Raw genomic sequence first — 22,947 nt, 5'->3', positions numbered from 1 at the left:
GTGATCAATATGCCCCGTATTAAAGTACTTCCTCATGCTCAGATCTGCCCTGAAGGCGCAGAATTTGAAGTCGAACAAAATGCAAATCTTTGTCAAAGTTTGCTTGATCGAGGAATTAAAATTGAACACGCTTGTGACATGTCGTGTGCTTGTACAACTTGTCATGTAGTCGTTCGCAAGGGCTTTGACAGTCTAGAAGAAATGGATGACGTTGAAGCAGATCTTTTAGATCGGGCTTGGGGTCTTGAACCAGATTCTCGTCTCTCTTGTCAAGTGAAGATTGTTGATGAAGATTTAGAAATTGAGATTCCTAAATATACAATCAATCACGCTTCCGAAAATCATTAAAATAAAAAAGCTGCTTTAAAAGCAGCTTTTTTTTGCTTCACGTTTTTAAACTTGATCTTGTTGATCAATTTCAACTGGCTTAACTTCATCTTCAAGCCTTAACCGTGCAATGCCTTGAGTATTAATTAAAGTTTGTTGAACTTTAAGTCGTTGAACCATTTTCTCGAGTACTTCTACTAATTCTGGATATTCATAATTTTGTACTTCTTCTAAATTAAGTACTAAATGAAAGCCTTTATACTCATAGTCAAACCATTGTTGATGATCCGACTTATTCCCCGTGTACTTCTCCATCACCTGCCATGTCTTTACTGCACCTTGAATACCTTTTAAGTAAATTGGCGTTTTGGGAGCACAAAGAAAATCACTTTTGATTATTTGATAAGTATCATCTGAAATTAAGATTTCATCTATTTCAGCAGCATATTGTAAACGAGCTGCCAAATTCACATCACGACCTACAATGGTATAAGCCATACGATGCGTTGCCCCATAATTTCCTACGTGGCAGTAACCGGTACTAATTCCCATACGAATGTGTAAGGCTGAATAGCCCATTTTTTTCCATCGTTCGCGTAACAATTTCATTTGCTGACGCATAGCGATTGCCATTTCTACACAGGCTTTGGCATCTTGCTCTACACCTTGAGAATTCGGATCACCAAAAAATATGAGGATGGCATCCCCCATAAATTTATCGACAGTAGCTTCATACTGCTTCGCAATTTCCGTCATATGGCTTAAATAATCATTAAGCAAAAATGCTAAATCATCAGGAATTAATGTTTCTGATAACTCTGTAAAACCCTGAATATCAGAAAAAAATACAGTCATTTTTTTTCGTTTATATTCAATTTTTGCTTCCGCTTCACCGCGCATAATAGACTGCCACAACTGTAGTGGCGCATAACGGCTTAACTGATTAGCAAAAGCAATATAGCGCGTCATTTGATCATAGTAGTGTTGACGCTGCTGACTAATTTTTTTAACCCAACGATGTTGGTAATAATTTCCAATGGTAATAAACATGACCAAGCCTAAGAGTGTAATTACAGTTAACTCTTGGCTAGTAGGTTCAAAATATGTATAAAAACCAAATAGGAAAAAAGTACTTAAATAAAAAATAATCGCGCCTAGCAAACTAGTCAAACAAATGACTGCGAAAGAAATACGACTATTAATTGCAGAATAAAATAATGCAAAAAGTGCAATAAATGTAGGCACCAAATTAAGATGCAGACCCGCTAAGGTAACTGCTACAACAATTGCATCAATTGCAAAAAAAACACTTTTTTGTGTTTTCTTATCAAATTGGTATTGAAGCCAGTGCTCTAACTTTGAGCTAATAAAAAGTAAAAATAGGAAGAAAGGTGGAACGTAGATCTGATAATTTGTATTAGGTGAGGTAAAAGCATAGATCACTAAAATTAAGGACAGAATTGAATATCCCATCAATCGATGAAAATATGCAAACTGCTTAGGCTCTCTATCGATAAACCTCTCTAATTGCACCCTGTCCTCCATACCTCAATGTAGCCACATTCATATAAATGTGGCATTGCATTGATTTAATCCATGCGCCAATCAAAAGGCATATCACCTTGACCACGTAAAGCAAGCATAAGGGTTTGACGCATGTGAGCCAGTACATCATTTGTGTATGGAACAGCAGGTGTACCCCAAACTGGCTTAGGCCATGCAACATCATTTTGATAACGCACGACATGATGGAAATGCAACTGAGGCACGATGTTACCTAGAGCTGCAACATTCATTTTATCAGCACGGAATACTCGAGATAGCTGGCTAGACAACCAACTTGATTCACGTAAAAACTGCTCTTGATCAGCTTGGCTCAATTCATATAATTCTGTGATTCCCGGCACACGAGGGATTAAAATCAGCCACGGGAATTGCATATCATTCATTAAACGACATGTTGAAAGCGGGAAATCGCCTACAAAAAAAGTATCTTGAGCAAGTTGTGGATGCAAACTAAACATATCTTTTATAAATGACAATAAACAATAATGGCTAATACTATCACATCAGTTTTGATGTGAGTATTGGTAGTGTCTGGTTTGATTACAAATAACAATGATTTTATGCACTTATTCCCTCTATGGTCCAAGAAATCGTGCATAAAACCATGCTATCAACTTACATAAAATTCACACGCAGTAAAAAATGCGTCAAAACATCATTTATACATGTATTTCAGTTAATAATTTCGCTAACAAATCATTAATGAACTGGATACGTTTTTCATGTTCTTCAAGCTGAACCATAACCTTCAAACGCTGCCCACCATCCATACGGTAATAGGTCGGATTTTTTTGCATTAACTGAATAATACTGATGGCTTGAACTGGAGTATCCGGTGAAAACTCAATATTACCGCCTTGTGTATTGATATCAATTTTGGTAATACCCAACTGCTCTGCTTTTAGCCTAATCTGATGAACACTAAATAAGTGTTTTACAGATTGTGGCGGCACTCCAAAACGATCAATTAACTCCATACGAATATTGTCGAGTTTTTCTTGTGTATCTGTATTACTAATACGCTTATAGAACAACAAACGCTGATGAACATCACCCAAATACTCATCTGGAATAAGCGCTGGAATATGTAAATTGATTTCCGCAGTTAATGACAAAGGTGCATCAAAATTCGGGGTTTTACCTTGCTGAATTGCCTTAGTGGCTTTCTCAAGCATTTCCATATACAGACTATATCCAATTGCCTGCATTGAACCACTTTGTTGCTCACCTAAAAGCTCACCCGCACCGCGAATTTCTAAATCTTCTGTAGCTAGCATAAAACCAGCACCTAAAGTTGAAGCACGCTGGATTGCATCTAAACGCTTCTCTGCATCACCTTTTAGATGTTTTATAGAAGGAACCAGTAAATAAGCATAAGCTTGGTGGTGTGAGCGTCCCACACGCCCTCGTAATTGATGTAATTGAGCTAAACCAAGTTTGTCGGCCCTTTCTATCAAAATTGTGTTGGCATTTGGAACATCGATTCCGGTTTCAATAATGGTTGAGCATACCAATACATTAAATTCTTTGTGGTAGAACTGCTGCATGACTTGTTCGAGCTCTCTTTCTCTCATTTGGCCATGAGCTACTGCTACACGAGCTTCAGGCACAAGAACACGGATGTTTTCAGCAGCCCTTTCAATCGTATCGACTTCATTATGCAAGAAATATACTTGGCCACCACGTAGTAATTCACGCAAGATGGCTTCCTTAATAGAAGCTTCCGTATGTTCTTGTACAAATGTTTTAACTGCTAAACGACGGGCTGGTGGAGTAGCAATGATAGATAGATCACGCATTCCCGAAAAAGCCATATTTAAAGTTCGTGGAATTGGTGTTGCGGTAAGCGTCAACATATCTACATCTGCACGTAATGCCTTGATCCGCTCTTTATCACGCACACCAAATCGATGTTCTTCATCGACCACCATTAGGCCCAAGTCTTTAAATTGCACATTTTCTTGTAAAAGTTTATGTGTTCCCACCACAATATCCACTTTACCAGCAATTAAATCTTCAATATTTTTTGTATGGGCTTTATTTGAGCCAAAGCGTGACAACACTTCTATACGCACAGGCCAATCAGCAAAACGATCTTTAAAAGACTCATAATGTTGTTGTGCAAGTAAAGTTGTAGGTACCAAAACAGCAACTTGCTTACCGTTTTGCACAGCAACAAACGCAGCTCGCATTGCTACTTCAGTTTTACCGAAACCAACATCGCCACAAACAAGTCGATCCATAGGTCTAGCTTGTTGCATATCGTGAAGCGTGGCTTCAATAGCATTCGCCTGATCGAGTGTTTCTTCGTAAGCAAATCCACTGACAAATTGCATATAAAGCGATTGATCGAGTTCAAAGCCAAAACCGGGTTTTGACTGACGACGTGCTTGTATATGTAATAATTCGGCTGCAACATCATGGATTTGTTCTAAAGCTTTGCGTTTAGCTTTACTCCACGCATCACTTCCAATTTTATGAAGTGGAGCTAAATCTGGGTCTCCGCCACTATAGCGACTGATAAGATGCAAATTAGTCACAGGCACATAAACTTTTGCCCCTTCAGCATAATTTAGTTGCAAGAATTCATAATCTTGCCCTTCAATTGCTAAAGTAACTAATCCTGCATAACGCCCCACACCATGATCAATATGAACAACAGGAGCATCTATACTTAATTCAGTCAAACTGCGAATTAAGAACTCTTCTGAAACTTCTTGCTGACGTTTACGACGACGCTGAACTACCCGATGTTCATATAACTGATTTTCTGAAATAACTGACAATTGGTCCGTTAAAAGCAACCCACGGTCAAGCGGTGCATTTGTAATAGCAATCGCAAACTGACTTGTCAGAAATTGTTCAAAACTGTCTACGCCTGGGATATCTCCTAAACTGGCACGTAAACCATCTCTTAAGCTTTCACGTCGACCTGCACTTTCTGCAACCAACAAGACCGGATGATTTGCTTCATCAATATATTTTTTGACTACCGCGAATGGTTTTTCTTTTTTTGGATCAACTGGTAACTTGGGTGGCTGCTCTACCTTAAGATTTAACGCGCCAGCTTTTTCTTCAACTATTTCTGCGCTCACCAACATACGCGGAAATTGATTTAAAGCACTGAGCAGATGATTTGGAGCAATAAATAATTCTTCAGGAGGAAGAATTGGTTGATCTACGTTATGACGTCTGTCTTCATAACGACGAAAAACTTCTTTCCAAAAATTAGTTAAATCAGTATCTATATCATTAGTTGTAATTACAATGCAATTCTTTGGGAAGTACGTTGTAAGTGTACTTTGCGATTGCATTTGTGCTTTATCAAAAAACAATGGCAAATAAAATTCAATTCCTGGTGAAGCAATTCCCTCTAGGACATCTTGATAAATCGGGTTTTTCTTAGGATTAGCCGTAGGGAAAAGTTCAGAATACCGATCTCTAAAAATTGAACGGGCTTCTTTTAGCGGAAATTCTTTTGCTGGTAAAACTGTAAAACTTTTTAAAGGCTTCGTTGTTCTTTGCGTCTCTGGATCAAAGAATTTTAATGTATCAATTTCATCATCAAACAGATCAATACGAATAGGCGCTTCTTGCCCTGACGCAAAAATATCCATAATACTGCCACGTACAGCAAACTCACCGTGATCATAAACAGTGTCTACCAAATGATAACCGGCTTGTACTAAACGTAACTTCTGTTGCTCTAAATCGAATTTCTGTCCAACATGAATATCAAAGTGTTCACCTAAAACCCATGAATACGGCGCAACTCTTTGAGCTAAAGTACTTGCTGAAATGAGCAATACACCCTTCTGAGGCATATTAGATAAAATTGCAAGACGTTCTGAAACAATATCTTGATGAGGTGACAAACGATCATACGGTAAGATTTCCCAATCAGGAAAAATTGTCGGTTTTATGCCATAAAACTCAAGTTCACTTTCTAATTGAGCAACATGTTGGTTATTTCTGGCGACCACAACAAGTAAAGATGGATGCTGAGCAGCAATTTCTTTAAATAATAATGCAGCAGATGAACCTAATAACGACCCCACCCAACGCTTTTCACCGGCTTTGAGCTGTTGTAAATTCAATTGAGAGATTTCTTGTTGAAACATGTATATGGCTTTTATCAGCTAAGAAGATATGAGCCTAATAGTAGCATGATGTTTTTAGTGAAATGAGTTATTTTTTTGAAAATCAAACTACTAGTTAGCTCTACTTTTTATATTTTTTAATCAATCAACTATGATTATTTATCACGCAAAAACAAAACGTAATATTGATTCAATATTTGTATAATCGCTTTAAGCTGAAGTAGCTTTTCTTGTGTATTTCCTAATCTTTCTACATAACGTTGGGTTGCGATTTCCAGATCAATCTTTTCATTAATTTGTGGAGTAATTAGGAATAATTTCTGAAGATTATCAAAATTTTGTAATTTACGGTTTGAGAAATACTCAAGATGTTCTGACCATTTCTCATTAATCACTACATCCTTGATTATAGGACCGCGTTCAGAATCAAATTTTAATAGATTTTCTCGCAAGTAAATTTGTTCTGGCGTTTCTTTTGAGCCTTGAAAAAGCTGCGTTATCTTCTTAAACATTTCATCACATCATATTAATTTGCAATTAAAGCAATGGAAGTAATCTAGTTACTTCCATCATTTAAGCCTTTTAGTTTAACGACTAGTCATCACCTAAATCATCAAGAAAATCGACCGTTGGTACAAAAAATAAAGTTCCTGTTTGAGCAGTACTAAAGTCAAGCAACCGATCAAGATTTCCCTGCTCGTTCCCCAAGAACATGTTTTCAAGCATTTGTCGGGTTGTACTAAATTTACGCGAGTAACCGATAAAAAATGTGCCATATTCATTTTTTGAAGGATTTGAGAAAGGCATATTAGCTCGCATAATTTTAAGCTCATTACCTTCTGCATCATGCGCTTTACTTACAACATTATGAGCAGTTAAAGGCTTTTCATCATCACCTAACTCAATATCATTGAACTTTTTACGGCCAATCACTTTTTCTTGTTCTTCATCGGTTAATGAACGCCATTTTTCCATGTCGTGTGTATATTTCTGGATAAAAGCATAACTTCCCCCGATAAAGTCAGGATCTTCATTGCCCACTAATGCCCATTGCGCTGCAATAACGGGTTCTGGATTCTCTGTTCCATCTACGAAGCCAATAATTGCCCGCCCATCAAAATAACGAAAACCATGCACTTCATCAATTGGGTAGGTCACTTTACCAAGTTGTTGATTGATTATATTACCCAGCTCATAACATAAAGCTTGGCGATCGGCACGAATATGAAAAAATAGATCACCAGGTGTTGAAACAGCCGTATATTTCGGCCCTTTAAGTTCTTTAAATGTTTCTAATTCTTGTGGCTTTGGCTGATCATTAAACAATACATCCCATGCATTTGAGCTAAAACCTAGCGTGGCATTAAACTTACTATCTGGATAACGATTAGTTAGACTTCTAGTTAATGCTGAAAAATTACTAGCAAAATCTTTTACTTTTTCTATTACAGAATCACCTTGCGTGAGTCCCAATACGATAAATAGTGCATTTTCACCAGGACTGCTCGTTACAGGTTGAATTCTCATACATTCCATAAAATATGCCTTATTGGGGTATTTAACCTCTTTAATTTAGCATATTCATGTTCTTATGAAATCTGATCTTTCTAAGAGTTTAAGTAAATTGACTTAAACTCTTACTAAAACCTATCTTAATTAATCAACGACCATATTGCTTCTTTAAATATTTTACGATTTGAGCAGACTCAAACATCTTCACTCCCGTATTTGAGTCTACCAAATAAGGTACCTGCATTTTACCTTGCATAACAGGCAATATTTTTTCTCGTTTTCCATCTTTTAGAGGTACATATTTACCAGGTTTTAAGCGAAAAATAGCTGGGCCTTGATCTTGCCATCTTTCTTTTGCAACATTATGCAGAATATAAGGAAGCTCCAACTCACAGAGTAGACTTCTTACAACTCGTGAATAAGGACTTGCCTCAAAACTCCACAACTCAAGTTTTTGTTCAGGCGCAGCTCTATTAATGATTTTTTTATTTATCCAAACTCCCCGAGCACCATTTAATATGGTCCCAGCAAATGCAGCATAAGGGACGTTAGGGTAACTCGAAAATTTCTGAGGCGTCTTCCCGGTCTTACCGTAGTGTTTAAATAAATGATGAATAATTTCTTGTGACTCATATAAGTAGTCACCTGTATTTTCATCTACTAAAAAAGGAAACCGTAATTTGCCACCTTTTTCTTTTACAACCGAACGATATTTTGTCCCACCTTTAGGGCATGGATAAATTTCTACATCCAGATTTAAGAGAGTAATCACTTCACGAACACGACGGCAAAATGGCGAACCTTCAAATTCGTATAGCTTCAAAGCTTTTACAGGTTGCTGAGGAAATGCTGTACCTGTTACGCCCCGACCACCTTCAGCAATTGCAGAGACAACTGCCTGTAATACTTTAATTTGATGATTCACCATCATGCGATCCTTTATAGACTGTGATTACACTAATTTTTCTTTTGAAATCACAATTCCATTATTATCAGCATAGATATAATCGCCTGATTGAATTGTGACACCACCAAAATACAAAGTGGTATCTACTTCGCCAATGCCTTTACGATTACTTTTTTGGGGAATTGCTGCCAATGCATGTATACCTAAATCAAGGGTAGCAATAGCATCGACATCGCGTACACAGCCATAAATTACCACACCATTCCAGTTATTTTTAACTGCCGATTCCGCAATCAGGTCACCCATAAGCGCACAACGCATAGATGCACCACCATCTACAACGAGTACTTTATCTGTACCATCTGTTGCCAATAACTCTTTTACACGCGAGTTATCTTCAAAACACTTAACTGTTACAACCTGTCCCCCAAAAGTTTTACGCGCCCCATAACTTTGAAAGAACTTTCCATCCATTGAAGGAATTACAACTTGTAAGTCTTTTTCAGGGTTATCATCTAATAAATCACATGTTACAAACAGTACTGTGGACACTTCTATTCTCCCTTATCGAGTTTTCTGTATGCTCAGATTATCATATCGTTTGAATGCTTCAATTTGCGTTAGCGCCGCTACGACCATGGTATGAGCCAATTGCTCCGCAGTCACAGGTTTATATTTGAATGGTTTTTGCCATTTATTCTCAATAAATTTAAATAGACTTTGCCCTAAATCCTCTATAAGGCGTACATCACTGCGCTTACCAATCAATAAAGATGGTCTAAAAATAGATAATTTTTCAATTCCCAAACTCTCGATATAATCTTCTAACTGTCCTTTAACTTTATTGTAGAAAATTGGTGAGTTTGCATTTGCACCAAGGGCGCTCACTAATAAAAGGTGAATATGTTTATCTTGTACCAAATCTGCCAAATGGGCATTGATTTCATAATCTACCGCGTAGAAGCCTTGCTTTGAACCCGCATTTTTTAATGTTGTTCCCAGACAGCTAAATGCATGGGTATGACCATTCACATCTTCATCATTCAACATTAAGAAATCTTCTATGATGAGCTGATTAACTTTTTCATATGTATTAAATACTTGAGATTCTTTTCTAACCACCAGCGTAATGGCTTCAAATTCTGGAGCCTGCTGGAGCTTTTCAACAAGTGCTAATCCGACCAACCCTGTTGCGCCAAGCACAATCGCTTTTTTCTTACTTGCTGTCATTTTTTATCCATCCCTCTTTAACTTTGTTTTAAATTTAACCTTTTCTTACCGTTTTAACAGCCCCTAAAACAGCTTAAAACGTTCTCAAGGCTTGACTTCACGGTGTCTATTCATCACAATATGGCACTTGTTTACGGGCTGGTGATGGTTGCACCAGTTTACTGGATTGACCACAGCCCGCCCAGACCAACTTATTTTCAAGGAGTGCAAGAGTGGCAAACTCTGCTCAAGCTAAAAAACGTGCGCGTCAAAACGTTACTGCACGTAAACACAACGCAAGCTTGCGTTCTATGGTTCGTACATACATCAAACGTACTTTAAGTGCAATTGCTGGTGGTGATCATGCTGTTGCTACAGAAGCTTACCAAAAAGCTGTTCCTGTAATCGACCGTATGGCTGATAAAGGCATCATCCACAAAAATAAAGCTGCTCGTCATAAGAGCCGTTTAAATGCTCAAGTTAAAGCGTTAGCTAACTAATTAAAGCATGTAAAAAAAGCCCAATAGGGCTTTTTTTATTATCTATCGTTTTTGAGCTTATAGCGTTTTTCCAAATTTGGCTACATTCAGCTCATAGGCCTTACCTCTCCAAATCCATTTTAATTTGCAATTTGGAAATTCGTCACCTTCAAACCATACAAATAGGCCTTCCATCATTTCAGGCCAATCTTCTTTCTTAATTTCATTTTCACCAGAAATTACAGCAACAATTGCAGCAATAATAGTGTCATGGCTGACAGCTAAACTAAGCCCGCCTTGAGTTTTAGGATGCGTATGATAAATAAGCTCTAGTACATCTAAAACACCAGTAATTGGGTGTTTCATACCAGGTAATGCATTATTTACAAAACTATTAATAAAACCCAAAGCACCTTGCTTTTTAAAATAAGGGGCAGCTTGTTGTATGTCTAGTACAAAACTCCCTGGCTCAACGAGTAATCCTTGCTCAATAATTTCAATCGTATGTGTATTAAATTCAGGGCTTACGGCATCAGCCCCTTCGATCATCAGCGCAGCCGTATCGACACAACGTTGTATTGGACTTGAAATACAATGCTGAATAACACGATCTGTATTTTTAATTAAATAGTTACCCCATGCCTGCGCAAGCTCACGCCCTTGAGGAGTAAGTTGGAGATCATATCCAGCTAAGCCCTGCCCATCCACAAGTTCTCTTAGAGAATGACGCGTAAATAAGGTTACAGGAGTTGAAGCATCAGGCAATAAATCAATTGCTTCAAACATACTTTTAGGCAATAAATCGAGTGCCATTTTTATCTTATCATCTTTTTTCAATACTTTGCCACTATAACATGTCTGGCATAACTCTCAATCAATAACACCTGCTTGGGCCAATGCTTCAAATGCTATTTTTTTGCTTTCCTGATCACGAAATGCGATAAAGCCCTTATTTAAAACCGTGTGTCTCTGATTATATTCAAAAGGTTTTCCATCAAGAGTAAGTAAGCCACCGCCTATACTTTCTAACAAACCTTGACCAGAACTTGTGTCCCATTCAGAAGTTGGATGAAATCTCGGGTAAATATCGATTTCACCTTCTAGCATCATGCAGAATTTGTAGGCACTTCCTGCTTCTCGTCGAATAATGCTATGTTTTTCTTCAATAGGTTGAATAAATTTTTGATATTTTGGGTTTTTACTGCCATGACTAAGTCCTATTTGAATAGGCTCATCTGGCGAAAACGAAGTTATTTGATATTGATACCACTGTTTTTGAGTGAAACTATATTTAAAAGGTAAATCTTGCAGATATCCCAAGTACACGACTTGTTCACATGGCACAGCAATAACTGAAAAGATCGTTTCTTTACCCTTAATCAAACTTAGGTTGATCGTAAACTCATCACGCTCATGTATGAATTCTTTAGTTCCATCAAGAGGATCTAACATCCAGCATGTGGACCACTCATGCCGAGCACTATAATCACTTTCTTCAGACAAAACCGGCAAGTCTGGAGTAATCTCTGCCAAGTGCTTTAATAAGAAAAGGTTCACTTTTAAATCTGCTTGAGTTACCGGTGAATCATCTTGTTTTTCGTGAATAGTAAACTCATAACCCGCAGAATAATTTTGATATTCTTGTAATAAAATCTGGCTCGCTTGTTCCAAAACTGGAAGAAGCTGATTAATCAAAGTATCTTGTGGGCGCGTAGTTGTTATAAACATAAATATGCTCTACATAGTTTCATTTATATTATAGGTGAATTATGAACAATTCAGTATTCACCAACAGTTTGATTTACTAAAATAGTCATTTATCTTAATCATTAGGTAAGCGCTGCTTTCTGTGCATGCTATATAGCTAATATGAATAATTATAGTGTTTAAAAAAGCCTTTATTTTGTACAAAAAACAATCTATAAGTTATGAAAAATAAACAACTTAAATCAGATTTATCCATTTTCTTTTCATGTATTTCTTGTTATGTTCAATCACACAATAACAAGATGGAAGAAAGCGCACATGATGCTATATGGATATCATTTCTCGACAATCGAACATAACTGGGAAGAACTCACTCCCTTAAATGAGTTCCTACAAACATTTGCAGACGATGATGGTGGTGTTTCAACAAGAGATAAAGAGTCTCTCAAAGAAATCATTGCGAAATCAGATACAGCTTTAGCTTTAGCAAGAGAAATGGGTTGGGATGGCAGTTACACAGGATGTCCTTATCTATTCTGGTTACCAAGTAAAAATAGCCAGTCTTTTGAATATGGCTTTGTATTTAAACAGACCTCAGACAATACCACTTTTGTTATTTCGCCAATTGAGTTGAGCTATCTAGCTCAAGATTCAGAAGTACAAACATTAAGTAAAACTATTGAATAAGCAATATAGGTTATTGATTCAGATTTGATATCAATAACCTCATCTTATTTTAGATAGATTAGTCAAACATGCTTAACTGTGGTGTAGGTTTTATAATTTTTTCTTTTGGTACATGTGAGCATTCAAACTCTTCAACTGGAAAACCTTCGATAAAGCTTGAAATATCAGGTGATTCCAAACTCAACCACTCTTCTAATCGGTCATGTGGTATCACAATAACTGATCTTTTGACATCTCCAGGCTCGTGAAAATCTTTCATCATAGGATGGTCTATGGCATCCATGGTCAACATACTTGCAGAACGAATAATCGTTTCATTTATTTTGCAAATTTCATAGATTGCTGCAATAAAAAAAGCCTGTCCATCTTTACGGCGTACACCCCACCGCTCAGGTTTATCATTTATATATTTACTTTCATAGAATTCAGTCACCGGAATCACACCGAACTTACATTTAAGTGCAGCTTCTTGAAAACTCGGTTTTTGGAAAATCGTTTCATGACGGGCATTGTAGGTATGTTTTGCTATGTTTGTATCTTCGGCCCATTTAGGAACTAGGCCAAACATGACTTCACGCCATTCAAGACCTTGTGGTGATTTAAATAATAGCGGCATTGTTCCCGCAGGATAAACCTCTTCGGCATAACTAAAGCCGACCACAGGCAATTGGAGTTGCTGTAATTGGGCAAGAGTCAAAGGCTTGAAGTTAGCACACATAGTAAGAATCAAAAGACAGTAGTTCTACATGTCTTATTTTATAAGCATTTAGCCGATAAACCAAATAAAAAGGCACTCGAAAGTGCCTTTAACGACATAACTTTACGCTTATGAAACGTGGTGAATCCCTTGGGGAATGGCTTGTAATAGTCGTTTGGTATAATCATGTTGAGGATGTGCATAGAGATCATCCGAATTGGCAATTTCAACAACTTCACCATGATTCATGACCATCACCTGATCAGATATATATTTCACAACCGATAAGTCATGTGAAATAAAGATATAACTGAGTCCAAACTCATCTTGTAAGTCTTGTAATAAGTTGAGGACCTGTGCTTGAACCGAAACGTCTAGTGCTGAAACAGATTCATCACAAATCAAAATTTCAGGTTTTAGGGTTAAACATCGTGCAATGGCTATACGCTGACGTTGCCCACCCGAAAACTCATGTGGATAGCGATAATAAGCTTGCTCAGGTAAATTCACTCGCTCAAGTAATCCAAGCGCAATTTGTTTACGCTCAGCATCATCTTTACCAATGTTATGAATTTGCATGGGTTCTAATAAAATTTGTCCAACTGTAAAGCGTGGATTAAGAGAAGCATATGGGTTTTGAAAGATAATCTGGATTTTCCGTTGATATTTAGCAAACTCTTTCTCAGTTAATGAAAGAATATCTTTTCCTTCAATGAAAGCTTGCCCACCAGAGGCTTGATGTAAACGCATAAGCAATAGGCCTACCGTCGTTTTACCTGAACCAGATTCACCGACTAAACCTAAAGTCTTTCCTTTAGCAAGTTTAAAAGAAACTCCTTTTACGGCTTGAAACTCTTCTTTGCCAAATAATCCTTTCCGACTATAAAAGCTTTTTTTCAGATCTTTTACTTCTAAAATAATTTGCTCATCACCATTTAAGCCACGTTTGCGCTGCAGGATTTCTGAAGCAGAAAAACTTTTCTCAACCAAAATATTATCTTCTTGGCACATAAAATCACTGGTCACAGGCAATCGATAAGGACGCTGTGATATTTGTGGACGACAGTAAAGTAATGCTCGGGTATATACATCTTTAGGCTGTTCCAGAACCTGCTCAGCAGCGCCTTGCTCTCTAATTTCACCATGGCGCATCACAATGACTTTATCTGCAATTTCACCGACCAGTGCCAAATCGTGGGTAATAAAAAGCATCGACATTTGACGGCGCTTACGCAACGATTCGAGTAAATCAATAATCTGCTTTTGAATGGTGACATCAAGTGCAGTGGTTGGTTCATCGGCAATCAGTAGTTTAGGCTCACAAGCAATCGCCATTGCAATCATGACACGTTGCTGTTGACCACCTGAAAGTTGATTTGGATAGGCATCAATTTTAATTTCAGGTGAAGGAATACCTACTTCTTTAAGTAATTCTAAAACACGTTGTCGAGCCTGTTTACGGCTCAACCCCATATGCAAACACAACACTTCTGCAATTTGAGTTCCAACCGTAAAAACAGGGTTTAATGATGACATCGGCTCTTGAAAAATCATGGCAATATCTTTACCACAGATTTTCCGCATATCTTTACGAGATAAGCTAAGCAAGTCTTTGCCTTCAAATATAATTTTACTTTGATCATCAATTTTGCTTTGCCCTACAGGCAGTAATCCCATGGTTGCCAACGAAGTTACCGATTTACCACTACCCGATTCACCGACCAAAGCAACCGTAGTATTTGCTGGAATATCAAAAGAAATTCCTTTTACGGTTTCAATATATTGCTTATCTTCACCTTTAAAACTTACTCGTAAATTTTTAACATGTAGTAACGGCGCATTCTCATATTCTTGTTCTATCATTTGGACCTTCCTCTTATTTTAGCTTTGGGTCTAACGCATCACGAAGTGCATCAGTAAACATTGAGAATGCCGTAACCAAAACAGCCATTGCGACAGAGGCTGCGACTAGCTGCCACCATTTACCTAAAAGAAGCTCACTTTGTGCTTCATTTAACATGCTCCCCCAAGACACAACACCTACTGGCACACCAAAACCCAAGAAACTCAAAATAACTTCCGATTTAATAAAAGAAACCACCAAAATCGACATTTGGACCAGTGCAATATGGCTGACATTTGGAAAAATATGAATAAACATACGGCGGAAATGTCCAACGCCAATTGCTTTAGCTGCAAGAACGTATTCACGTGCAGTATGTTTCATATATTCGGCACGAATTAAGCGATAAACGCCTGTCCAACCCGTTAAACCTAAAATTAGAACAATAGATAAAATGCCTTTTTGTTGAAGCACGGCAGCAATAGCAAGTACTAATAATAAATATGGAATTGAGGTAAAAATGTTATAAAACCAGTTGAGAATATCATCAACCCAACCACCAAAATATCCTGAAATTGCACCTAATAACGTACCAATAACTACCGCAAGTAAAGCAGAGATGACTCCAACAATAATTGAAGTTTCAGCCCCCTTAATTGTTTTCTTTAAAACGTCTTGTCCCCACTTATCAGCACCAAACACAAGTGTACTTTTAAGCTCTGCTTGCTGGTCTAATAAATGTCCGCCAAGTTGCTGATCGATCGCTTTCATATCATCGGCTAATGGGTCAACTACACCATAGTAATCAATCGCATCCCCTGAACTCTTGCTTTGCTTAATCTGCGCATTCAGTTCTTTGATAACATCTTTTAATGGATCCACCGGATTTATCGGTAATTCCTCGTCAACCGCCGCTGCATTTTGTCCAGCATCTGTTGTCTTATCTGCACCTATAAATGTGGGAGGTGCGTAGCTCACTGCAACTTCTTTATTCCAATCAGATGCAATCACACCCGTCATTGATAGAATCAAGATAATAAAATAAAGCAATACAATCGCTAGTGATGACATCGCGATTTTGTCGGCCTGAAGACGTCGCATGGCAAGTTTCCACAGGCCAGATGAATCAGTTTCGGCTTTTGTTTGTTCTTTTCTTTTTGATAAAACGCTCAGCATAGCCCACCTACTTCAACTGTACACGTGGATCAACCACTTTGTAGACCAAATCGGCAATCAGGTTAAAAATCATAGTTGCAGCTGCGATGTATACTGTAATTGCCTTAATAACAGGAAAATCACTTCGCTCAACTGCAATAATGACCTCTCGACCAATACCAGGAATACCAAAAAAACGTTCAATTAAAAATGCGCCTATGAGTAATGCAGGTAAAGTTGACATCACATCGGTAATAATAGGAATTGAAGCGTTACGCAGTACATGTACACCTAAAATTCGGCTTTCACCTACACCTTTAGCACGTGCTGTTCGAACATAGTCCTGATTAATTTCATCAAGCACAAAACTACGATACAAACGTAAGGTCGGTGCAATACTTACAACCAACATGATTAAAATTGGAAGTAAGGCAAATTTAAATAAATTCTCGGTAAAGGTGTCACTCCAGCCTTGTACAGGGAACCAACTGAGTTGATAAGCCAAAACATATTGAAAAACAATAATGTAAACTAAAATACTAATTGACATAGCAATAGTACATAGCATCATGACCATACGGTCGGTTAAAGAACCTCGGACCGCTGCAACAGCCAATGCCAAAATAATTGAAATAACTGTTTGTAAAATAGTGAGCGGAATTAAAAGCGTGAGCGACGGCCCTAATCGGGTTAAAATAATTTGGGAAACAGGTTCGCCAGTACTCCAACTTGCGCCATAGTCAAAAGTCAGAATCTGCTTAATGAAAATCCAGAGCTGGACGTAATACGGCTGATCGACACCTAGCTGTTTACGAATGTTTTCGATTTGCTCAGGATTAGACATCTTGCCTGCTAAAATATAGGCAGGATCTCCACCGACCCAGTTAAAAAGAATAAAAATAAGTAAGACTACTCCCAACATGGTTGGAATCATCTGCCATAAACGCCGAATAACATATGCCAGCATAGTGATAATTCCTTATTTAACCCGTTGTCCGGTAATTTCATTAAAGAACGCTTTATTGTCAGGCTCACGACCAAGAAAATCTTTAACTAGTTCAGCTGCTGGTTTTTGGCTACCTTGCGATAAAATCGTTTGACGGTAACGTTGCCCTATTTGCGGATTATTGAGGTTATCGCCATAAGCAGAAAGCATGTCTAAAGCCAAAACTTCAGACCACATATAGCCGTAATAACCTGCTTGATACCCGCCCATCAAATGCCCAAACTGACCTGGGAATTCAGTTGTTGGTACATAACCTAAGGCTGTAGCGGCTTCCATTTTTTGCCAAGTTTCCAAAGGTTTTACTTTTAAAGCATCAGCGCTATGAAGAGCCATATCGTACTGGGCATAGAGTGTCTGACGTGCATAACGCAAACCACGTCCATAGTTATGCACCGCTTTTAAACGGGCAATTAACTCATCATCAACACGTGGACATGCTGGATCACAATAATCGGCAACTTTAGATAAGGTTTCTTTACGGCGAGCCCACTCTTCATACATTTGAGAAGGTGCTTCTACAAAATCACGTTCTACGGATGTTCCTGACTGACTGGCATAACGTGTATTTGATAAAATGCCATGCAAGGCATGACCAAACTCATGAACAAAAGTTTCTAATTCATCGCTATTTAAACCTTTGCGGTTAAAATTGGTGACCAATGCTGAAACCGGTAAACGGTTGGTTAAAGTGCTACCACCGTATACTCCCCAAACCGCTGCATGGCCATATTTCCCCTCACGAGGGAATTTATCCATATATAGGCCGCCCAAAAGCTTTCCTGTCTTTTTATCAACTACATCGTAATATTCAACTTCGTCCTGCCATGCTTTAACTTTGACAGGTTTAAAGTCAATACCGTAAAGGTCAGATGAAATGGCAAACAGCCACTTTTGAGCAGCTAAAGTTGGGAAATAATTACGAAGCTTTTCCTGATCAATCTGGTATTTACTCTTACGAAGTTTTTCACTCCAGTAAGCTTCACTCCAACGTGTTATCTCAGTTTTATCTAACGGCGTTTTTAAAGTTTGCGCTTTAAATGCTCGGAGTTCTTCGACTTCTTTACGTTCAAGTGGTGCTACCGTTTTTTGTACGTCTGCCAAAAACTGGTTTACAGCTTCAGGGGTTTTAGCCATACGATCTTTTAAAACCCAATCCGCATAACTTGCTTTTCCAAACAATTGTGCCAACTCATAACGCAAATCTACTGCCTGCTTGAGTAGTTTTAAATTTTGCTCAGTACCACGTCTTGTAAAAGCAATCTGATATCTTTTTCGGGCATCATCGTTGTCTGCCAACTCCATAAATGGTCGATATTCTGGATATTCAAAACCAACCAAATAATTTCCTTTCGCATTCTTTTTCAAACCTGAAATATAACTTTCTGGTAAACCCTTCATCTCTTCAGGAGTAAACTCAAGTTTTTCAGGATTATCACGGATGTTGCGGGCATATTCTTGTTCAAGTTTAGTCAATTCATCCAGAATAGCTTTCATTCTTGCGCGTTTTGTAGGTTCAAGTTGAACACCTGTATCTTCAAATTGGCTCAAAATATCTTGACGATATTTTTTATCAACAAGGTCCGTTGCTTGTGTATTTTTAATTAAGTTATATAGCTTGGGATTTTGAAATATGTCGGTGTGAAACTGATTAATTTTGATTTCACAATCTTCGGCTGCCTTACGCAACTTTGCATCTGGGTCTACGTTACTATATAAGCTTATCGGACCTGAAAAATCTTCAAAATGAGCAAAAATTTTATCCCATTTTGCCAAAATAGGTGCCGCTGCGGCGTTAGCATTAACAGGTATTTTCTCAAAGTCTGTAATCTGTTGCTGAATTTTTTTTAAATTAGAATCACACCATGTTGGAAGCTGCTTTGCTTTAAGTAGTGGTAATGTACTACGAGTTGTTTCAGCTGAAACGTATTGGTTTATACCTATAGCCAACATACATAACGTTGTCATTTTTAGTGTTTTATTCTTCATCATATCTCCAGATTTTTCATTTAATGATTAGATTTAGTATTTGTATCAATATCAAAGTACATCCACTCAGCATGTAAAATTGGATGCTTTTTATAGCCAATGACACGCGGCTGGGCCAACATATTTCGGTAGCGGGCGTAGGACATTTGCACAGGCATATAGACTTCTAACAAACGCGTCATTTTTCGATAAAGTGCATCCCGTTCAGAGCCAGCTTTCATTTGTTGGGTTTGGCGATACAATTGGTCAAACTCTGGAATTGAGCCACAAGACCAGTTTGTCATATGCGTATTGGGACCATAAAAATTCTGCATAAAATTATCGCCATCAGGATAATCAGCAATCCATGCAGAAGCACCAAACATACCTTCGCACTGTTTTTGTGCTCGAATTAGATCTGCAAAAAGCATTGGTTTAAATACCATTCGAATATTCAAACTATCAAAGTTTTTTTTCCAAAGTTCAGCACTTTGCTGACCAATACTGTCACTGCGAGCCATATATTCAATTACAAGGGGCTTCCCATTTGGTTGAGTGCGCCAACCTGATGCATCTTTTTTATAGTGATATCTATCTAATAGTAAATTTGCTGCTTTCACCGAATATGGCGTACTAGTTCTATACTGAGGGTCATATCCCACTACACCAGGTGGAACTGGAAAATGTAGACGCTCGGCATCATCATTTCTTACTAATTTAATTTCTTGATCTAGTGAGCGAGACATTGCAATTGCACGGCGTAAAGCAATTTTTTCTTTACTCATTCCCCCAACAACCGGATTTTTAAGGTTCCAATAAATATAGCTAATTTCAGGATCAACAATACGAGATAAATGCACACCTTCTTTAGCAAGCTCAGGTCTTAATTTACCGTCTTTAATCGCCTTCGCGACCAATTGCCCTTCAAGCTGAAATATATCAATCTCACCACGCTGAAATGCCAGCCATCGTGATTGGTTTTCTTCCATAACCTGAATATCAATTGTGCCTATTTGCGGCATTTGTTTGCCTTTCAGGCGCTTCACAATTGCCTCATCCTCAGGGCTACTGGCTGCAAAGTTCCAAGTAAAACCACGAAAATCTGGATTAGATTTTAAAACAATACGCGAAGCAGGCACCCATTTACTGAGTACATAAGGTCCAGTTCCTACAGGATGTCCCATGACAAAACCGGCTTTGTCTTTATACTTTTCGATGACTTCACGCGCCACAGCACCTGTCGGGTCATGTGCCAGTAATAAAGGAAAGTTATAATCTGGTTTAACTAATCGGATCACCAAAGTGTACTTATCAGGTGTTTGTAAACCATTTACCTTTTGGTCATAGTTAAATTTTCCGGTTTTATTGGCTGCTTTTATTAATGCATCCATACCTTCAATTTTGTTATCTAACAACCAGCTATTTGGAGAACGTAAATGCGGATCCAATAAGCGCTTAAAAGAGTACGCATAATCATTGGCTGTTAACTCTCTAGACTTCCCTTTAAAAACAGGGTCCGGCGTAAAATAAATGCCTTTTTTAATGTGAATGGTATAAGTCAGACCATCTGCACTGACTTGTGGCATAGTTGTAGCAATATGAGGAACTAATTTTGCGGGCCTTGCTAAATAGTCATACGTATATAAAGTTTCAAATATTGAAGTGGTTACATGCGCCGAATATAAATCATGGATATAGGCTGGGTCGAAACCTGTTTCAGCTGTCGGGAATACATAACGTAAAACTTTATTTGGATCGGCTGGGCTTTTCGCAAAAATACTTGTAGATCCAGTTAATGCCATACTGGCGAATAATAGGCTGACACTACAATGCTTGAGCTGTTTTATTAAATTTTCAGTCATAATTATCTTTATCTAAAATTATTTTTTAACAGGGGTAATATCAAGATATTGCCAGTTTGTATTCATCATCGGGTGAGGTTTAAATCCCTGAACTTGCGGCTGTATCAACCAGTTACGAAGTCGAGTTACATGAATAATCCACGGATTGTCAGCTTCAATCTGGCGGTTAAGCTTTTCATAATATGGTAGACGTTGTTGGGGTGGCAAATGAGTGACTTGATTATAAAGGGCATCATAAGTTTTAGACTGGTAACAAGCATGGTTTCCTTGCCCCGCGTTTGGACCATAAAGTAATTGTGCAAAATTGTCTCCTTCAGGATAGTCAGCAATCCATGCTCCACTCCAAATCATATATTTACATTGAGTTGCAGCTTTTAAGTTATCTGCAAAGTTACTCACCTTGAAGTCAGCGCGAATGCCAATGGCATCCAGATTTTTTTTCCAGAGTTCAGAATGAATAACCGATGCTGAGCTATTTTCATTATTAATTTTTAAAACCAAAGGTTTCCCGTTTGGTAAGTTTCGGTAACCATCAGCCCCTTTTTTATAACCATAATGATCAAGTAGTTTATTGGCTAATAGCGGATTGTATCCTACGCTACTTCTGTACTTCGGGTTATATCCATTTACACCTTCAGGTATAAACATTTCTGCTCTAACAGCCTGCCCTTTGTAAGCCTGTCTTATACTTTCTTTTTGATCATATGCCAAAGTAATTGCTCGACGAAGCGCTATCTTGTCTGGGCTAAAACCGCCAATCACCGGATCACGCATGTTCATCATCGTATAGGTAATTTCAGGTTCTTTATTAGGGAAATGCTTAATTCCTTTTTTTTGAAAAGATGCTTTAAGTTGTCCCTTATCTAAAGCTTGAGGAACTGCATTCGCAGTAAGTCTATCAAAATCCAATTGACCCGACTGAAAAGCTAACCATCGTGACTGTTGTTCTTCAATAATACTGACTACAACTTTACCAATTTGCGGCATTTTCTTACCGCTCATTTCTTTAACAAGCTGGTTATCCCACGGCGTTCCTGTTGACTTAAAGTTCCACACGAAACCCCGATAATCAGGATTGGCAACCAGCTCAACCTTACTTCGAGGTACATATTTACTTAACATGTAAGGTCCTGTACCTACCGGATGCATACCAATACGGTCGCCATAATAATCAACAACCTCTTTAGCAACTCCACCAAAAGATATATAGGCAAGAATATAAGGAAAATTAAAGTCTTGCCGAGTTAAAGTGAGTTGTAGAGTATATCGATCAAGCGCTTTCACTCCTGCAATGGGTGCGGCGTAATCAAATTTTCCAGTTTTTTTTGCCTTAGCTACAACCGCATCGGCACCTAACAATTTCCCATCAATGAATGAAACAGAAGGTGCCCTATTTTCAGGATCTAAAATGCGTTTAATTGCATAAACATAATCTTCTGCCACAAGTTCACGGCGTTTACCTTTAAAAGCAGGATCATTGGTAAAATAAATACTTGGCCTAATTTTAAATGTATAAACTTTACCGTCTTGTTCCACCTTAGGCAGGCTTTCAGCGGTATAAGGAACTAACTGTACTGGACGAGCTAAATAATCATATTTGAGTAAAGGCTCGAAAATAGCTTCCACAATACTACCACTATAAAAATTAGTGGTTTTAACCATGTCAAAACCATCATCAGGCGCTTCATAAGCAACATGTAATACTTTGTTTGGTTGTGCAGGCGTTTGGGCGAAAGCACAAGAAACTGATGTAATAGCCAGACTTAAAATGGCGAGCTTAAAAATTTTTAATTTCAAGTTCCTACCTACTTAATTAATATTTTAAAGATATTATCCTTTTGAGTAACATCTAAATCCGCATAAGAAAAGTTCTTTCTCAACGGACTACTTTCTTCTTTGTAAATTACTAACCGTTTTATTCAATC

At 37.9% G+C, this 22,947-nt stretch carries 20 protein-coding genes; 3 read left to right on the top strand and 17 right to left on the bottom strand.

Going from position 1 to position 22,947, the window contains the following annotated elements; all coding sequences use genetic code 11:
- Nucleotides 1–9: 9 nt before the first annotated feature.
- Nucleotides 10–348 (top strand): ISC system 2Fe-2S type ferredoxin, encoded by a 339-nt coding sequence (fdx, locus tag BMW38_RS02140; protein WP_003651552.1) that lies wholly within the window; start codon nucleotides 10–12, stop codon nucleotides 346–348.
- Between the two features lie 45 nt (nucleotides 349–393).
- Here fdx and BMW38_RS02135 read toward each other — a convergent pair whose 3' ends face one another.
- The 8 genes from BMW38_RS02135 to BMW38_RS02100 all read right to left on the bottom strand — a co-directional run bounded on the left by BMW38_RS02135 (nucleotide 394) and on the right by BMW38_RS02100 (nucleotide 9,642).
- On the bottom strand, nucleotides 394–1,860 hold the full coding sequence (locus BMW38_RS02135) for an adenylate/guanylate cyclase domain-containing protein (protein ID WP_004642669.1): 1,467 nt from the start codon (nucleotides 1,858–1,860) through the stop codon (nucleotides 394–396).
- Between the two features lie 56 nt (nucleotides 1,861–1,916).
- A complete protein-coding gene (locus BMW38_RS02130) occupies nucleotides 1,917–2,351 on the bottom strand; it encodes an HIT domain-containing protein (RefSeq protein WP_003651547.1) in 435 nt (144 codons plus the stop codon).
- A gap of 201 nt (nucleotides 2,352–2,552) precedes the next feature.
- The gene (gene mfd, locus BMW38_RS02125; protein WP_092705624.1) at nucleotides 2,553–6,014 is read right to left on the bottom strand and encodes a transcription-repair coupling factor; all 3,462 of its coding nucleotides are present in this window, start codon (nucleotides 6,012–6,014) and stop codon (nucleotides 2,553–2,555) included.
- A 134-nt stretch (nucleotides 6,015–6,148) separates the two neighbouring features.
- On the bottom strand, nucleotides 6,149–6,505 hold the full coding sequence (locus BMW38_RS02120) for a hypothetical protein (protein ID WP_092705623.1): 357 nt from the start codon (nucleotides 6,503–6,505) through the stop codon (nucleotides 6,149–6,151).
- 82 nt (nucleotides 6,506–6,587) lie between these two features.
- Nucleotides 6,588–7,520 carry a Dyp-type peroxidase gene (locus BMW38_RS02115; protein ID WP_092706100.1) on the bottom strand — a complete coding sequence of 311 codons (933 nt, stop codon included), beginning with the start codon at nucleotides 7,518–7,520 and terminating at the stop codon, nucleotides 6,588–6,590.
- Between the two features lie 133 nt (nucleotides 7,521–7,653).
- Nucleotides 7,654–8,436, bottom strand: a complete 783-nt coding sequence (locus BMW38_RS02110; protein ID WP_092705622.1) for a glutathione S-transferase N-terminal domain-containing protein — start codon at nucleotides 8,434–8,436, stop codon at nucleotides 7,654–7,656.
- Nucleotides 8,437–8,457: 21 nt separating this feature from the next.
- Nucleotides 8,458–8,964, bottom strand: coding sequence for a ribonuclease E activity regulator RraA (rraA, locus tag BMW38_RS02105; RefSeq protein WP_092705621.1), 507 nt, complete (start codon nucleotides 8,962–8,964; stop codon nucleotides 8,458–8,460).
- 12 nt (nucleotides 8,965–8,976) lie between these two features.
- Nucleotides 8,977–9,642: an NAD(P)H-binding protein gene (locus BMW38_RS02100; RefSeq protein WP_003651536.1), complete on the bottom strand. Its 666-nt coding sequence runs from the start codon at nucleotides 9,640–9,642 to the stop codon at nucleotides 8,977–8,979.
- A gap of 212 nt (nucleotides 9,643–9,854) precedes the next feature.
- Between BMW38_RS02100 and rpsT the strand changes: the two genes are divergently transcribed.
- Nucleotides 9,855–10,121 carry a 30S ribosomal protein S20 gene (rpsT, locus tag BMW38_RS02095; RefSeq protein WP_003651535.1) on the top strand — a complete coding sequence of 89 codons (267 nt, stop codon included), beginning with the start codon at nucleotides 9,855–9,857 and terminating at the stop codon, nucleotides 10,119–10,121.
- A gap of 57 nt (nucleotides 10,122–10,178) precedes the next feature.
- Here the strand turns inward: rpsT and BMW38_RS02090 are convergent, their stop codons facing one another.
- Together BMW38_RS02090 and BMW38_RS02085 are read right to left on the bottom strand one after the other, a co-directional pair.
- A complete protein-coding gene (locus tag BMW38_RS02090; RefSeq protein WP_092705620.1) occupies nucleotides 10,179–10,913 on the bottom strand; it encodes a histidine phosphatase family protein in 735 nt (244 codons plus the stop codon).
- 57 nt (nucleotides 10,914–10,970) lie between these two features.
- The gene (locus tag BMW38_RS02085) at nucleotides 10,971–11,828 is read right to left on the bottom strand and encodes a 3'(2'),5'-bisphosphate nucleotidase CysQ family protein (protein WP_005041033.1); all 858 of its coding nucleotides are present in this window, start codon (nucleotides 11,826–11,828) and stop codon (nucleotides 10,971–10,973) included.
- Nucleotides 11,829–12,125: 297 nt separating this feature from the next.
- Here BMW38_RS02085 and BMW38_RS02080 point away from each other — a divergent pair, with 297 nt between their 5' ends.
- Complete coding sequence (locus BMW38_RS02080; protein WP_003651529.1) at nucleotides 12,126–12,494, top strand: hypothetical protein; 369 nt, start codon at nucleotides 12,126–12,128, stop codon at nucleotides 12,492–12,494.
- 58 nt (nucleotides 12,495–12,552) lie between these two features.
- On the opposite strand, the gene BMW38_RS02075 is transcribed toward BMW38_RS02080, so the two are convergent.
- The 7 genes from BMW38_RS02075 to BMW38_RS02045 form a co-directional block, all read right to left on the bottom strand.
- Nucleotides 12,553–13,212 carry an SOS response-associated peptidase family protein gene (locus tag BMW38_RS02075; protein WP_003651527.1) on the bottom strand — a complete coding sequence of 220 codons (660 nt, stop codon included), beginning with the start codon at nucleotides 13,210–13,212 and terminating at the stop codon, nucleotides 12,553–12,555.
- A gap of 108 nt (nucleotides 13,213–13,320) precedes the next feature.
- A complete protein-coding gene (locus tag BMW38_RS02070; RefSeq protein WP_092705619.1) occupies nucleotides 13,321–15,054 on the bottom strand; it encodes an ABC transporter ATP-binding protein in 1,734 nt (577 codons plus the stop codon).
- A 13-nt stretch (nucleotides 15,055–15,067) separates the two neighbouring features.
- A complete protein-coding gene (locus tag BMW38_RS02065) occupies nucleotides 15,068–16,210 on the bottom strand; it encodes an ABC transporter permease (RefSeq protein WP_092705618.1) in 1,143 nt (380 codons plus the stop codon).
- A gap of 7 nt (nucleotides 16,211–16,217) precedes the next feature.
- Nucleotides 16,218–17,156, bottom strand: a complete 939-nt coding sequence (locus BMW38_RS02060) for an ABC transporter permease (RefSeq protein WP_003651522.1) — start codon at nucleotides 17,154–17,156, stop codon at nucleotides 16,218–16,220.
- 12 nt (nucleotides 17,157–17,168) lie between these two features.
- Nucleotides 17,169–19,181 (bottom strand): M3 family metallopeptidase, encoded by a 2,013-nt coding sequence (locus tag BMW38_RS02055; RefSeq protein ID WP_092705617.1) that lies wholly within the window; start codon nucleotides 19,179–19,181, stop codon nucleotides 17,169–17,171.
- A gap of 20 nt (nucleotides 19,182–19,201) precedes the next feature.
- Entirely contained in the window at nucleotides 19,202–21,025 is a 1,824-nt protein-coding gene (locus tag BMW38_RS02050; protein WP_092705616.1) for an ABC transporter substrate-binding protein, read from the bottom strand.
- A gap of 15 nt (nucleotides 21,026–21,040) precedes the next feature.
- Complete coding sequence (locus tag BMW38_RS02045; RefSeq protein ID WP_092705615.1) at nucleotides 21,041–22,819, bottom strand: ABC transporter substrate-binding protein; 1,779 nt, start codon at nucleotides 22,817–22,819, stop codon at nucleotides 21,041–21,043.
- Between the last annotated feature and the right edge of the window lie 128 nt (nucleotides 22,820–22,947).

This window comes from Acinetobacter sp. yr461 (assembly GCF_900110445.1).
GTDB lineage: Bacteria > Pseudomonadota > Gammaproteobacteria > Pseudomonadales > Moraxellaceae > Acinetobacter > Acinetobacter calcoaceticus.
This window is presented reverse-complemented; position numbering and strand designations above follow the sequence as displayed.

Excerpts from the sequence above, each read along its gene's own strand:
- BMW38_RS02085 (WP_005041033.1), bottom strand. The coding sequence starts at position 11,828 with ATGTTTATAACAACTACGCGCCCACAAGATACTTTGATTAATCAGCTT.
- mfd (WP_092705624.1), bottom strand. The coding sequence starts at position 6,014 with ATGTTTCAACAAGAAATCTCTCAATTGAATTTACAACAGCTCAAAGCC.
- BMW38_RS02080 (WP_003651529.1), top strand. The coding sequence starts at position 12,126 with ATGATGCTATATGGATATCATTTCTCGACAATCGAACATAACTGGGAA.
- BMW38_RS02115 (WP_092706100.1), bottom strand. The coding sequence starts at position 7,520 with ATGAGAATTCAACCTGTAACGAGCAGTCCTGGTGAAAATGCACTATTT.
- BMW38_RS02070 (WP_092705619.1), bottom strand. The coding sequence starts at position 15,054 with ATGATAGAACAAGAATATGAGAATGCGCCGTTACTACATGTTAAAAAT.
- BMW38_RS02055 (WP_092705617.1), bottom strand. The coding sequence starts at position 19,181 with ATGAAGAATAAAACACTAAAAATGACAACGTTATGTATGTTGGCTATA.
- BMW38_RS02120 (WP_092705623.1), bottom strand. The coding sequence starts at position 6,505 with ATGTTTAAGAAGATAACGCAGCTTTTTCAAGGCTCAAAAGAAACGCCA.
- fdx (WP_003651552.1), top strand. The coding sequence starts at position 10 with ATGCCCCGTATTAAAGTACTTCCTCATGCTCAGATCTGCCCTGAAGGC.
- BMW38_RS02130 (WP_003651547.1), bottom strand. The coding sequence starts at position 2,351 with ATGTTTAGTTTGCATCCACAACTTGCTCAAGATACTTTTTTTGTAGGC.
- BMW38_RS02110 (WP_092705622.1), bottom strand. The coding sequence starts at position 8,436 with ATGATGGTGAATCATCAAATTAAAGTATTACAGGCAGTTGTCTCTGCA.
- BMW38_RS02075 (WP_003651527.1), bottom strand. The coding sequence starts at position 13,212 with ATGTGTGCTAACTTCAAGCCTTTGACTCTTGCCCAATTACAGCAACTC.
- BMW38_RS02090 (WP_092705620.1), bottom strand. The coding sequence starts at position 10,913 with ATGGCACTCGATTTATTGCCTAAAAGTATGTTTGAAGCAATTGATTTA.
- BMW38_RS02065 (WP_092705618.1), bottom strand. The coding sequence starts at position 16,210 with ATGCTGAGCGTTTTATCAAAAAGAAAAGAACAAACAAAAGCCGAAACT.
- BMW38_RS02100 (WP_003651536.1), bottom strand. The coding sequence starts at position 9,642 with ATGACAGCAAGTAAGAAAAAAGCGATTGTGCTTGGCGCAACAGGGTTG.
- BMW38_RS02060 (WP_003651522.1), bottom strand. The coding sequence starts at position 17,156 with ATGCTGGCATATGTTATTCGGCGTTTATGGCAGATGATTCCAACCATG.